Annotated in this window: 11 protein-coding genes; 7 read left to right on the forward strand and 4 right to left on the reverse strand. The window is 74.3% G+C overall.

Features of this window, described 5'->3' with window-relative positions; genetic code table 11:
* Nucleotides 1–16 precede the first annotated feature (16 nt).
* From HK417_RS11780 to HK417_RS11805, 6 genes are all read left to right on the forward strand, one after another.
* A complete protein-coding gene (locus HK417_RS11780) occupies nucleotides 17–778 on the forward strand; it encodes an IclR family transcriptional regulator (RefSeq protein ID WP_222266605.1) in 762 nt (253 codons plus the stop codon).
* Nucleotides 775–2,289 carry a glycerol kinase GlpK gene (gene glpK / locus HK417_RS11785; protein ID WP_222266607.1) on the forward strand — a complete coding sequence of 505 codons (1,515 nt, stop codon included), beginning with the start codon at nucleotides 775–777 and terminating at the stop codon, nucleotides 2,287–2,289. The genes HK417_RS11780 and glpK (HK417_RS11785) overlap by 4 nt, the downstream gene beginning before the upstream one ends.
* Nucleotides 2,290–2,435: 146 nt before the next feature.
* On the forward strand, nucleotides 2,436–3,173 hold the full coding sequence (locus HK417_RS11790) for an MIP/aquaporin family protein (RefSeq protein ID WP_222266609.1): 738 nt from the start codon (nucleotides 2,436–2,438) through the stop codon (nucleotides 3,171–3,173).
* A gap of 101 nt (nucleotides 3,174–3,274) precedes the next feature.
* Nucleotides 3,275–4,792 carry a glycerol kinase GlpK gene (glpK, locus tag HK417_RS11795; protein ID WP_222266612.1) on the forward strand — a complete coding sequence of 506 codons (1,518 nt, stop codon included), beginning with the start codon at nucleotides 3,275–3,277 and terminating at the stop codon, nucleotides 4,790–4,792.
* 98 nt (nucleotides 4,793–4,890) lie between these two features.
* Complete coding sequence (locus HK417_RS11800) at nucleotides 4,891–5,235, forward strand: PadR family transcriptional regulator (protein WP_222266614.1); 345 nt, start codon at nucleotides 4,891–4,893, stop codon at nucleotides 5,233–5,235.
* A gap of 10 nt (nucleotides 5,236–5,245) precedes the next feature.
* Complete coding sequence (locus HK417_RS11805) at nucleotides 5,246–5,818, forward strand: HAAS signaling domain-containing protein (RefSeq protein ID WP_222266616.1); 573 nt, start codon at nucleotides 5,246–5,248, stop codon at nucleotides 5,816–5,818.
* A 248-nt stretch (nucleotides 5,819–6,066) separates the two neighbouring features.
* On the opposite strand, the gene pgm is transcribed toward HK417_RS11805, so the two are convergent.
* Entirely contained in the window at nucleotides 6,067–7,701 is a 1,635-nt protein-coding gene (gene pgm / locus HK417_RS11810) for a phosphoglucomutase (alpha-D-glucose-1,6-bisphosphate-dependent) (RefSeq protein ID WP_222266618.1), read from the reverse strand.
* Between the two features lie 114 nt (nucleotides 7,702–7,815).
* On the opposite strand from pgm, the gene HK417_RS11815 reads away from it, so the two are divergent.
* The gene (locus tag HK417_RS11815; protein WP_222266620.1) at nucleotides 7,816–11,103 is read left to right on the forward strand and encodes a DEAD/DEAH box helicase; all 3,288 of its coding nucleotides are present in this window, start codon (nucleotides 7,816–7,818) and stop codon (nucleotides 11,101–11,103) included.
* A gap of 19 nt (nucleotides 11,104–11,122) precedes the next feature.
* On the opposite strand, the gene HK417_RS11820 is transcribed toward HK417_RS11815, so the two are convergent.
* The 3 genes from HK417_RS11820 to HK417_RS11830 all read right to left on the reverse strand — a co-directional run bounded on the left by HK417_RS11820 (nucleotide 11,123) and on the right by HK417_RS11830 (nucleotide 12,934).
* Nucleotides 11,123–11,542, reverse strand: a complete 420-nt coding sequence (locus HK417_RS11820; RefSeq protein WP_222266622.1) for a VOC family protein — start codon at nucleotides 11,540–11,542, stop codon at nucleotides 11,123–11,125.
* Nucleotides 11,539–12,393, reverse strand: a complete 855-nt coding sequence (locus tag HK417_RS11825) for an AraC family transcriptional regulator (protein ID WP_222266623.1) — start codon at nucleotides 12,391–12,393, stop codon at nucleotides 11,539–11,541. Before HK417_RS11825 ends, HK417_RS11820 begins: the two co-directional genes overlap by 4 nt.
* 64 nt (nucleotides 12,394–12,457) lie before the next feature.
* Entirely contained in the window at nucleotides 12,458–12,934 is a 477-nt protein-coding gene (locus HK417_RS11830) for a DUF4190 domain-containing protein (protein WP_222266625.1), read from the reverse strand.
* Nucleotides 12,935–12,944: the final 10 nt, after the last annotated feature.

Here is a 12,944-nt window from a genome sequence, read left to right on the forward strand (position 1 = left end):
GCCTACCGTGCCCGCCATGCCGGGCAGTGTGCAGTCTCTGGAGCGCGCTGCGGCGATCCTGCGCGCGATCGCCGGATCCGGCGGCCAGATGGGCGTCACCGAGCTGGCCGGTGCGGTGGGGTTGGCCAAGACCACCGCCCACGGGCTGCTGCGCACCTTGCTCTCGCTGGGGTTCGTGGAGCAGGACGCCGACTCCGGGCGGTACCTGCTGGGCACCGGGCTGCTGGACCTCGGGTCCCACTACCTCGACGCCAACGAGCTGCGCTCCCGCGCCTCGAACTGGTGCGACTCGCTGGCCGCCCGCAGCGGCTGCTCGGTGCGGCTGGGCACCCTGGCCGGGTTCCAGGTGGTCGTCGTCCACCACGTCTTCCGGCCGGACGACTCCGCCCAGGAGCTGGAGGTCGGTGCGGCGCTGCCGGCCCACGCCACCGTCCTGGGCAAGGTGCTGCTGGCCTTCCGGCCGGCTGCCAGCCGGCCGCCGGCGGACCCCCGGCTGGAGCGGTCGACCGCCGCGACGATCGTCGACCCCGCCGCGTTGACCGCCGAGCTCAAGGGGGTGCGCGGGCGCGGCTGGGCGGTCCAGCGCGAGGAGCGCGTCCCCGGCGAGGGCGGGTTGGCGGCGCCGGTGCACGGCGCCGGCGGCCTGGTGGTCGCCGCGCTGGGGGTGACCGCTCCGGTGCCGGAGGTGTTCGGGAGCGCCGGCGCGGTCCGCCCGGCGCTGCTGGAGATGGTGCTGGAGGCGGCCGCGGCGGTCTCCCGGGAGCTGGTGCGGTCGTGACCGAGCGCTACGTCCTGGCCGTCGACCAGGGAACCACCTCGACCCGCGCGATCGTCTTCGACCGGGGCGGCCGGCTGGTCGCCGTCCGCCAGCGCGAGCACCGGCAGTTCTTCCCCCGGCCGGGCTGGGTCGAGCACGACCCGGAGGAGATCTGGGCGAACACCCAGCTCACCGCGGCCCAGGTGCTGCGCGACGTGGCCGGGCGCCCGGGGCGCGTGGTCGCGCTGGGGATCGCCAACCAGCGGGAGACGACGGTCGTCTGGGAGCGGGCCACCGGCCGGCCGGTGCTGCGGGCACTGGTCTGGCAGGACACCCGCACCGGCCCGCTGGTGGAGGAGCTGTCCGCCCGGCCGGACGCCGCGATCGTGCGGGAGCGCGCCGGCATGGAGATCGCCGGCTACTTCGCCGGCCCGCGGCTGCGCTGGGTGCTCGACGCCGTCCCGCGCGCGCGGGAGCGCGCCGAACGCGGCGAGCTGCTCTTCGGCACGATGGAGAGCTGGCTGATCTGGAACCTCACCGGCGGGCCGGACGGCGGCGTCCACGTCACCGACGTCACCAACGCCAGCCGCACGCTGCTGATGGACGTGCGCACCTGCGCGTGGGACCCCGACCTGCTGGACTTCTTCGGGGTGCCCGGCGCGATGCTGCCGGAGATCCGGCCCTCGATCGGGGTGCTGGGGACGGCAACCGCCCTGCCGGTGCCGGTGCCGATCGGCGGCGCCCTGGGCGACCAGCAGGCCGCGCTCTTCGGGCAGACCTGCTTCTCCCCCGGCGAGGCCAAGTGCACCTACGGGACCGGGAGCTTCCTGCTGCAGAACACCGGCACCGAGCTGGTCCACTCGGCGCACGGGTTGATCAGCACGGTCGCCTACCAGCTGGCGGGGGAGCCGGCGCACTACGCGCTGGAGGGCTCGATCGCGGTCACCGGCGCCCTGGTGCAGTGGCTGCGGGACGGCCTGGGGCTGATCGGCTCGGCGCCGGAGGTGGAGACCCTCGCCCGCACGGTCGACGACAACGGCGGGTGCTACATCGTGCCGGCCTTCTCCGGGCTGCTCGCCCCGCACTGGCAGGGGGAGGCCCGCGGGCTGGTCGCCGGGCTGACGTCGTACGTGACCAAGGGACACCTGGCCCGGGCGGTGCTGGAGGCCACCGGGTGGCAGACCCGGGACGTCGTCCGGGCGATGGACGCCGACTCGGGGCTGCCCCTGTCCGCGCTGCGCGTCGACGGCGGCATGACCACCAACAACCTGCTCATGCAGTTCCTCGCCGACGTCCTCGACACCCCCGTCGTGCGCCCGATGGTCGGCGAGACGGTGAGCCTGGGTGCCGGGTACGCCGCCGGGCTGGCCGTGGGCATGTGGTCGGACACCGAGGCGCTGCGCGGGAACTGGCACCGCTCGGCCCAGTGGTCACCACGCCCGCAGCGGGCCGCCGAGCTCGACGCCGAGTACGCCGCCTGGGAGCGCGCCGTCCGGCTGAGCATCGCCTGGGGCGACCGGCACTTCCGCTGAGTGACGCCCCGCGTCCGTCCGACATCGTCGTACAGCGACCGTTGCCCGGTGTTGATCACTGTGATTACGGTCACCCGGCCAGTCGCCGTCTCCTGCCCCCCGGCCGGGCGGCGGCACCGCATCACCGACGACGAGGAGAGCCGCGCGTGGACACGACCAGTCTGTGGACCGTCTTCGGCAGTGAAGTGCTCGGTACCGGCGTCCTGCTGCTGCTGGGCGTCGGCGTGGTCGCCAACGTCGCGTTGCCCAGGACCTACGGCAACGGCGGTGGCTGGATCGTCATCATCTTCGGCTGGGGACTCGCCGTCTTCGCCGGCGTCTACGCCGCCGCGTCCTCCGGGGCGCACCTGAACCCGGCCGTGACCCTCGGACTGCTGGCCAGCGGTACGGACCAGTACGCGCCCGGGGTGGACGTCACCGTCGCGAGCACGCTCGTCTACCTGATCGCCGAGCTCATCGGGGCGTTCCTGGGCGCCGTCGTGGCGTTCCTGGCCTACCGCGCGCACTACAACGACCCCGACGCCGCCGGCACCCAGCTGGGCACCTTCTCCACCGGCCCGGCGATCAAGAGCACGGGGGACAACCTGGTCACCGAGGCCATCGGCACGTTCGTGCTCGTCTACATCATCCTCCGGTTCGGGGACACCCCGAGCGAGATCGGGCCGCTGGCCGTGGCGCTGCTGGTCGTCGGCATCGGCGCCTCGCTGGGCGGTCCGACCGGCTACGCCATCAACCCGGCCCGCGACCTGGGCCCGCGCATCGCGCACGCCGTGCTGCCCATCCGCGGCAAGGGCGACAGCAACTGGGGCTACTCCTGGGTGCCCGTCGTCGGTCCGATCGTCGGCGGCGTGGCCGCCGGCCTGTTCTCGCACGTCTCGATCTGACCCCTCTTCCACCCGGGGCCCGAGGCGAGCAGCCTTCCCCCCACGCGGGCCCCGGACCCCATCCGACCCGTAGCAGGACACGACCGAGCAAGGAGGCTCCCGTGGCTCAGTACGTCGCCGCGATCGACCAGGGCACCACGAGCACCCGCTGCATGCTCTTCGACCACGACGGCGCCGTCGTGTCGGTGGGCCAGAAGGAACACGAGCAGATCTTCCCGCGCGCCGGCTGGGTCGAGCACGACCCGATGGAGATCTGGCGGAACACCCGTGAGGTGGTCGGCAACGCCATCGCCCGCAGCGACGCAGGCGTCTCGGACATCGTCGCCGTCGGCATCACCAACCAGCGCGAGACCACGGTCGTGTGGGACAAGAACACCGGGCAGCCGGTCTACAACGCGATCGTCTGGCAGGACACCCGCACCGCGGCGATCGTCGAGGAGCTCGGTGCGCTCGGCGGCGGCGCCGACCGCTACAAGGACAGGGTCGGCCTGCCGTTGGCCACCTACTTCGCCGGCCCGAAGGTCCGCTGGATCCTGGACAACGTGGACGGCGCCCGGGACGCCGCCGAGCGCGGTGACCTGCTCATGGGCACCATCGACGCCTGGCTGATCTGGAACATGACCGGCGGGACGGACGGCGGCCTGCACCTCACCGACGTCTCCAACGCCTCCCGCACCATGCTGATGGACTACCGCACGCTGGCCTGGGACCCGGGGATCGCCGAGGAGATGGGCGTCCCGATGTCCATGCTGCCGGAGATCCGGTCCAACTCCGAGGTCTACGGCCAGGGCCGCGCCGCCGGCTTCCTCGCCGGGGTGCCGATCGCGGGCTCGCTGGGCGACCAGCAGGCGGCCACCTTCGGCCAGGTCTGCTTCACCAAGGGCATGGCCAAGAACACCTACGGCACCGGCAACTTCATGCTGCTCAACACCGGCGAGGAGGCCGTCCCGTCGAAGAACGGGCTGCTCACCACGCTGTGCTACCAGCTCGGCGACGCCAAGCCGGTCTACGCCCTCGAGGGCTCGATCGCGGTCACCGGCTCGCTCGTGCAGTGGGTGCGGGACAACCTCGGCATGATCAAGAGCGCGCCGGAGATCGAGGACCTGGCCCGCTCGGTCGACGACAACGGCGGCTCGTACTTCGTGCCGGCGTTCTCCGGGCTCTTCGCGCCGCACTGGCGGTCCGACGCCCGCGGCACCGTCGTCGGGCTCACCCGCTTCGTCAACAAGGGACACCTGGCCCGCGCCGTGCTGGAGGCGACCGCGTACCAGACCCGCGAGGTGCTCGACGCGATGAACGCCGACTCGGGGGTCGACCTCACCGAGCTCCGGGTGGACGGCGGCATGGTGGGCAACGAACTGCTCATGCAGTTCCAGGCCGACATCCTCGACGTGCCGGTGATCCGGCCGAAGATCGCCGAGACCACTGCCCTGGGCGCGGCGTACGCGGCGGGCCTCGCGGTCGGCTTCTGGAACGGCCTGGACGAGCTGACCGCCAAGTGGGCCGAGGACAAGCGCTGGGAGCCGCAGATGGCCGAGGACCAGCGGGAGCGCTACTACCGCAACTGGCAGAAGGCGGTCACCAAGTCGCTGGACTGGGTAGACGAGGACGTCAGCTGAGGACGCTCCTGGACGGCCCCGTCCCTCCGGGTGAGGGCTGGGGGGCACGCCGCGCAGCTAGCTTGCCAGCCTGACTAGTCAGCCGTACTGTCTACCGCGTGGTGGAGGAACGGTGGCCTGGCGAGTGGATGCGCGGCGTGCTGTCGTTGTGCGTCCTGCGCGTGGTGGCCGACGGCCCGACCTACGGCTACGCGATCGCCGGCCGGCTCGCCGACGCGGGGCTGGGCGCGGTCAAGGGCGGCACGCTGTACCCGATCCTCGCCCGGCTCGAGGCGGACGGGCTGGTGACGTCGTCCTGGGAGGCCGGTGAGGCCGGTCCGGGCCGCAAGTTCTTCACCCTCACCGGCGCCGGGGCGACCGCTCTCGGCGAGCGCACGGAGCAGTGGCACGCCTTCACGCAGCGGGCGGCCGCCCTGCTGTCGTCCCCGCACGTCCCCGCCTGAGGAGGCTCCTGTGGAGTACCGGCTGACCACCACCGACCAGGCCTGGTGCGACGACCTGCTGCTCGCGCTGCGGGTGCGCGACGTCCCGGGTGCCCGGATCGGCGAGGTCCTCGCCGAGGTGCAGAGCCACCTCGCCGAGACCGGCGAGGAGCCCCGCGACGCGTTCGGGGCGCCCAGGGAGTACGCCGACCAGGTCGCCGCCGCGCTCGGGGTCTCGGCGCCCGACGGGGTCTGGCGGCAGCTGGTCCGCGGGCTGTCCTGGCGCGACCTCGCCGGTGCCGCCGTCATCGGGGTGGCCACGTACCTGCTCGCCGACGGCCTGTGGTCGCTGGGCGCAGGGGAGTCCGCGGTGTTCGGCCTGCCGTCCTGGCTGGTCGCGCTGGCCGCCCTCCTGGTGCTCGGCGTCGCCACCGCCCGCATCGTGACCGCCGCCCGCAGCGGCCGGGACGACGACGCGGTCATCGACCCGCGCACCGGAGCGGACATGGTGGGGTTCCCGCGGTCGGCGGTCGCCCTCCTGGTCGGGGTCCCGCTGCTGTCCCTGGCCGCGATGCTGGTCGGCGGGTACCTCGTCGGCTGGTGACCATGCGGTCGGCCGCTGAGCGTGCGGCAGAGTGGCACAGACGTGACGCCGTCCCGCTCAACACCGGGCCGTCCGCACCCGAGACGAGCGCTGTGCCGGAGAGAGTCGTCGCGCTCGCGGAGCGGGTGGAGCAGCAGTCCTCGTCGCGGCTGTGCGACCTGGACGGCATCGCCCGGATGACCCGGATGCTCGCCCTCGACGCACTGGACCCGCCACAGGGCGGAAGTGGCCACTTCCGCCCTGGGGCGTCAGCCGGCGAGTGCGGCGGACACGACGGCCCGGGCCTCCTCCTGGACCTCGGTCAGGTGGTCGGGGCCGCGGAAGGACTCGGCGTAGATCTTGTAGACGTCCTCGGTGCCCGAGGGCCGCGCGGCGAACCAGGCGTTCTCCGTGGTGACCTTCAGCCCACCGATGGAGGCGTCGTTCCCCGGGGCCCGGGTGAGCTTCGCGGTGATCGGCTCACCGGCGAGCTCGGTGGCGGTGACCGCCTCCGGGGAGAGCTTGCCGAGCCTCGCCTTCTCCTCCCGGGTCGCGGCGGCGTCGACCCGCGCGTACGTGGACTCGCCGAAGCGTTCCGTCAGTGACGCATGCAGCTGCGACGGGGAGCTGCCGGTGACCGCCTGGATCTCGGAGGCCAGCAGGGCGAGCAGGATGCCGTCCTTGTCCGTCGTCCACACGCTGCCGTTCCGGCGCAGGAACGACGCACCGGCCGACTCCTCGCCGCCGAACCCGATCGAGCCGTCGAGCAGGCCGGGCACGAACCACTTGAACCCGACCGGCACCTCCACCAGCCGGCGGCCGAGGTCGGCGACCACCCGGTCGATGAGGGACGACGACACCAGCGTCTTGCCCACCGCCGTCCCCGCCCCCCACTCCGGGCGGTGCGAGAACAGGTAGGAGATCGCCACGGCGAGGAAGTGGTTGGGGTTCATCAGACCGCCGTCGGGGGTGACGATGCCGTGCCTGTCGGCGTCGGCGTCGTTGCCCGTGGCGATCTGGAAGTCGGCGCGCTTGTCGATCAGCGAGGCCATCGCCGCCGGGGACGAGCAGTCCATCCGGATCTTGCCGTCCCAGTCCAGCGTCATGAACCGCCAGGTCGGGTCGACCAGCGGGTTGACCACCGTGAGGTCCAGCCCGTGCCGCTCGGCGATCTCGCCCCAGTAGGCGACGCTCGCCCCGCCCAGCGGATCCGCGCCGATGCGCACCCCGGCGTCCTTGACCGCGGCCAGGTCCAGGACGCTCGGCAGGTCGTCGACGTAGGTGCCGAGGAAGTCGTAGGGCTGCGCGGCCGCGCGGGCGCGGGCGAACGGGATCCGCTGCACGCCCTCCAGGCCGGCGCGGAGCAGCTCGTTCGCCCGGCGGGCGATCCAGCCGGTGGCGTCGGTGTCGGCCGGGCCGCCGTCGGGCGGGTTGTACTTGAAGCCGCCGTCCCGCGGCGGGTTGTGCGACGGGGTGACGACGATGCCGTCGGCGAGACCGCTGGTCTTCCCGCGGTTGGCGGTGAGGATGGCGTGGCTGACCGCAGGCGTGGGCGTGTACCCGTCGGCGGCGTCGACCAGCACGGTGACCTCGTGGGCGGCCAGCACCTCCAGCGCGCTGGCCCAGGCCGGCTCGCTGAGGCCGTGCGTGTCGCGGCCGATGAACAGCGGACCGTCGTAGCCCTGCTGCGCCCGGTACTCGCAGATCGCCTGGGTGGTGGCGAGGATGTGCGGCTCGTTGAAGGCGCCGTCCAGCGCTGAGCCACGGTGGCCCGAGGTCCCGAACGCCACCTGCTGCGCGACGTCCTCCGGGTCGGGCGCGACGGTGTAGTAGGCGGTGACCAGGTGCGCGACGTCGACCAGGTCACTGGGTTGCGCGGGCTGTCCGGCACGGTCAGGGCTCATGACCCGATCCTGGCCCGTCCAGGGCCCGGACGGCGACTCGATGTCCCCCGCTGGTGGTCGTCCCACCGGAGTCGCGTCCCCGGTCCGGTCGGTGGGCGGCCGTAACCTGGCCGGGTGCTCGGCGCCTGGCAGGAGATGGTCACCGACGCGGCCCTGCAGGACGCCGTCGGCCCGGAGGTCCTCGACCGCGCCCGGGCCTACGTGGCGCGCAGCGTGCTCGACGTCCGGCTGGCCGACGACGCCCGCCGACTGACCGGGCTGGTGCAGGGTGGCGCGCCGACGCCGTACCGGACGACCGTCGTCCGCACCGACGGCGGCCGGGTCGGCTGGGCCGGCGCCTGCACCTGCCCGGTGGGCGACGACTGCAAGCACGCCGTGGCGGTCCTGCTGTCCCTGCGGCCGGCCCTCCAGGACGCCCGGTCGGCCGCGGGGCGCACCGCCCCGCGCACGTGGGAGCAGGAGCTCGAGGAGCTCGTGGGCGCCGCCGCTCCGGCGGCCTCTGCGGCGGTGCCGATCGGGCTGCAGTTCGAGCTGGTCGACCCCGGGCCCGGGCGCGGCCGCGCCTCGGTCGGCGCGCCGGGCAGCCGGCAGCGCCTCGTCCGGCTGCAGCCGGTGATGCCCGGCAAGCGGGGCCACTGGGTGCGCACCGGCGTCTCCTGGCGGCAGCTGCAGTACGACAGCGTCCGGGCCGGCTGGGACCCGGCGCACCTGGCGGCGCTGCGCGCCCTCCACGCCACCCACCAGGCGGCGCGCAACCAGTACTACTCCTACGCCCCGACCGACGTGTACCTGCACGAGTTCGGTCCCGGGCTGTGGCGGCTGCTGGCCGAGGCGGTCGCCGACGGCGTCCCGCTGCTGACGGCCGACCGGCCGCACCGGCCGGTGCGGCTGCTCGCCGACACCGCGGACGTGGCCGTCGACCTGCGCCGGGACGGCGACCACACCGAGCTGTCCGCCGTGCTGCGGGTTGACGGCAGCGCGATCGACCCCAGGCGGCTGTCGTTCCTCGGCGTCCCCCCGCACGGGGTCACCGTGGACGGGCCCCGCCGGGACGAGGCGGCCGACGGCGCGCCCGGCCTGCTGCTCGCCCGGCTGGACCGGCCGACGCCGCCCGCGCTGGCCGGCCTGGTGATGCGGGGCGGCACGATCGGCATCCCGGCCGGTGACGTCGACCGGTTCCTCCGCGACTGGTACCCGGGGCTGCGGCAGACGCTGCCGGTCATCTCGGCCGACGGCTCCGTGGAGCTGCCCGACGTCCCGCCGCCGCGGCTCGCCGTCGAGGTCCGCTACCCCGGCGACGCGACGGTCTGCGTGACCTGGTCGGTCCGCTACGGCCCGGACCGGTCCTTCCCCCCGGCGGGTGCGGACGAGGTCGTCCCGGCTGGCTCCGGCCGGGACCCGGCGGCCGAGGAGAGGCTGGTGCAGGCGCTGCCCGGCCCGGTCGGCGGGCTGCCGGAGCTGTGGACGCCGGAGCGTCGGCTGGCGGCGGTCGCCGAGCTGACCGGGATGGAGGCGCTGGAGTTCACCACCGACGTGCTCCCCGCGCTGCGCGCCGACCCGGACGTCGAGGTCACCGTCGTGGGGACCCCGACCGCCTACCGGCAGACCCACTCCGCGCCGCAGATCAGCTTCACCGCCCGGGACAGCCGGGAGTCCGACTGGTTCGACCTCGGCGTCACCGTGACCATGGACGGCCAGCACGTGCCGTTCGCCACCCTGTTCCAGGCGCTGGCCGCCGGCCGCACCCGGCTGGTGCTGTTGTCCGGCACCTGGTTCTCCCTGCAGCGCCCGGAGTTCGAGCAGCTCCGGCTGCTGATCGAGGAGGCCCGGGCGCTCCAGGACGTGCCCGGCGACGGGGTGAAGGTCAGCCGGTACCAGGTGGCGCTCTGGGAGCAGCTGATGGGCCTGGGGGTGGTGGAGGAGCAGAGCGAGCGCTGGACCCGCGAGGTGCGGGGGCTGATGGACGCCGAGCACGCCGCACCCCCGCCGGTGCCGGCGGGGCTGGCCGCGCAGCTGCGGCCCTACCAGCACGAGGGATACGGCTGGCTGTCGTTCCTCTGGGACCACCGGCTGGGCGGGGTGCTCGCCGACGACATGGGGCTGGGCAAGACGCTGCAGACCCTCGCCCTGCTGGCCCGGGCGCACGAGGCCGGGGAACTGGACGCCGCGCCGGTGCTGGTGGTGGCCCCGACCAGCGTGGTGTCCACCTGGGCCCGGGAGGCGGCCCGCTTCACGCCGGGGCTGCGGGTGGTGACCGTGGAGGAGACCGAGCGGAAGCGGGGCACCCCGCTGGCGCGGCGGGTGGCCGGCGCGCACGTCGTCCTCACCTCGTACGCGCTGTTCCGGATCGACGCCGACGCGTGGACCGACCTGCCGTGGCGCGGGCTGGTGCTCGACGAGGCCCAGTTCGTGAAGAACCACCGGGCGCGCACCTACCAGTGCGCGCGGCGGCTCGAGGCGCCGGTCAAGCTGGCCCTGACCGGCACGCCGCTGGAGAACAGCGTGATGGACCTGTGGGCGCTGATGTCGATCGTGGCGCCCGGGCTCTTCCCCGATCCGCAACGGTTCACCGAGCAGTACCGGACGCCCATCGAGCGGGACGGCGACGCCGAACGGCTGGCCGTGCTGCGCCGGCGGATCCGCCCCCTGGTGCGCCGCCGGACCAAGGAGATGGTCGCCGCCGACCTGCCGCCCAAGCAGGAGCAGGTGCTCGAGGTGGTGCTCAACCCGCGGCACGAGAAGCTGTACCTGACCCACCTGCAGCGGGAGCGGAGCAAGGTGCTCGGGCTGGTCGAGGACATGCAGAAGAACCGGATGACGATCTTCCGGTCGCTGACCCTGCTGCGGCAGCTGAGCCTGGACCCCGCCCTGGTCGACCCGGCCTACTCCGACGTGCGGTCCAGCAAGGCGGACGCGTTCCTCGACCACCTGCGCGAGGTGGTCGCCGAGGGGCACCGGGTGCTGGTGTTCAGCCAGTTCACCCGGTTCCTGCGCGGCATCCGCGACCGGCTGACCGCCGAGGGCGTGGACTGGGTCTACCTGGACGGGCAGACGCGCGACCGGGACGCCCGGCTCGAGGAGTGGCGCACGGGCACCGCGCCGGTGTTCCTGATCAGCCTCAAGGCCGGCGGCTTCGGGCTGACGCTGACCGAGGCCGACTACGTCTTCGTGCTCGACCCCTGGTGGAACCCCGCGAGCGAGGCCCAGGCGGTCGACCGGGCGCACCGGATCGGCCAGGACAAGACCGTCATCGTCTACCGGCTGGTGGCGGTGGGCACCATCGAGGAGAAGGTGATGGAGCTCAAGGCCCGCAAGCAGGCCCTGTTCTCCCGCGTCGTCGACGACGGCGCGCTCGCCTCTGGTGCGCTGTCCGCCGACGACGTCCGGGGCCTGTTCGGCTAGGGCCCTGCCGGCGGAGCGCTCATCCCCGTCGCGGCTGCCCGCGGTAGGTGCCGACGCTCCACAGGTTGCCCTCCGGGTCGCGGACGGCGAACTCCCGGCCGTGACCGGCGTCGTGGAGCTCCTGCAGCACCTCGGCCCCGGCGGCCTGCGCCCGGGCGTACGCGGCGTCGACGTCGTCGGTGACCAGGTAGGTGGCCGCACTCCCGGGCTGCACCGGCCAGGCGCCGTCGTCCCAGACCGAGCCGAGCATGACGCCGCCGCCGAGTGGCCAGGACAGCTCGGCGTGGGCGACGACGTCGCCACTGCCGTCGGGCTGGTCGCCGTACACGGCGGTCTCCTCGAAGCCGAACGCGTCGACGAGGAAGCGGATGAGGGCGCGGGCGTCCCGGGCGCGGAAGGCGGGCCAGACGGTGGGCAGCGGAGCGTCGGGGGTCGTCATGCCGGTGATCGTGCCGCGACCGGCCCGGCGCTGTCTTGGACGAATCGGACCTCGGCGGCCAGCCAGCGGCTGGGGGACAGGCCGCTGAACGCCCGCCACTCCCGGGTCAGGTGCGCCTGGTCGGCGAAGCCGGCGGCGACGGCCAGCCCGGCGAGGTTCGGGCAGCGGTCGGCGCCGACCCGGGCGGCCAGCGCGCGGCGGGCCCGGTCGAAACGGACGACGCGGGCGGCCTCCTTGGGCGACAGGCCGGTCTCCGTGCGGAACCGCGCGCCCAGGTGCCGCTCCGACCAGCCGACCCGGGCGGCGATCTCGGCGACCCGCAGCCGGCCGCCCGAGGCGGTGGTCAGCCGCCACGCCTCGGCCACCTCGGGCGGTGGCGCACCGGCGTCCCGCACGCCGCGCAGCAGCACCCGGTCCAGCGCCGCGAACCGCTCCGGCCACGTGCGCGCCGCGCGGAACCGGTCGGTCAGCTCCGCGCCGGCCCGGCCGAGCACGTCGGCGGGCGGGCAGTCGAGCGCGGCGAGCTCACCGGCCGGCAGCCCGAGCAGCCGGCGGGCGCCGAGCGGGGTGAGTGCCAGCTGGACGCCGGCCTGCCGCCCCGGGTGGCTGATCAGCGCGGGCGTGGTGTGCAGGCCGCCGAGCAGCGCGTCGAAGTCCCCCGGGGACTGGCGCGGATCGGGGTGGGCGGCCATCCGCAGCGGCTCGTCGAGGGTGACGACGAGCGTCAGGTGCGGCGAGGGGAGCCCGCGGTGCACGCCCGCCGGCAGCCCCTCCTGGTGGTAGCCGACCGCGGCGGCGACCAGCCCGCGCAGCGCGGGGTGCGGCCGGTGTGGGAACCACTCCTCACGCATCCGACCAGCATGGACACCCGGTCGCCGGGTGGCCAGGTGGTCAGGCGGTCACGCGGTCAGGCGGTCAGGCGGTGGCGATCGCCGCCACGAGCCCGAGGACCAGGAAGCCGATGCCGACCCAGCCGAGCACGATGCCGGCGGTCGCCATGCCCCCGCCGGCGTCGCCGCGCTCCCGGATCTGCCGCTTGGCGATGTAGCCGAAGACCAGGGCCAGCACGCTGCCGATCCAGTAGACCCAGACGATGCCCAGCACCATCGACGCGATGGCCAGCCCGTTGGTGCGCTGCGGCGGCGGGTACGGGTACCCGTACGGCTGGCCGTACGGCCCCGGGTACGGGGCACCCTGCGGCGGCGGACCTGCCGGCTGACCCCCGTAGGGCGCCGGGTTCCACCCGCCGCTGCCCTGCGCTTCTCCGTAGTACTGCTGGCCGTCCCCGGAGGTCATCTGCTCGTCCCCGTCGTCCCCGGCAGGCCGACCGTCCGACCCACCTCGCTGCGGCGAGCGTACGAGCCGCGGCGGCGCGGTGATCAGCGGACTCACCCCCGTGGGG

This window comes from Modestobacter marinus, from assembly GCF_019799945.1.
Lineage (GTDB): Bacteria > Actinomycetota > Actinomycetes > Mycobacteriales > Geodermatophilaceae > Modestobacter > Modestobacter marinus_B.

Excerpts from the sequence above, each read along its gene's own strand:
- HK417_RS11780 (WP_222266605.1), top strand. The coding sequence starts at position 17 with ATGCCGGGCAGTGTGCAGTCTCTGGAGCGCGCTGCGGCGATCCTGCGC.
- pgm (WP_222266618.1), bottom strand. The coding sequence starts at position 7,701 with ATGAGCCCTGACCGTGCCGGACAGCCCGCGCAACCCAGTGACCTGGTC.
- HK417_RS11820 (WP_222266622.1), bottom strand. The coding sequence starts at position 11,542 with ATGACGACCCCCGACGCTCCGCTGCCCACCGTCTGGCCCGCCTTCCGC.
- HK417_RS11825 (WP_222266623.1), bottom strand. The coding sequence starts at position 12,393 with ATGCGTGAGGAGTGGTTCCCACACCGGCCGCACCCCGCGCTGCGCGGG.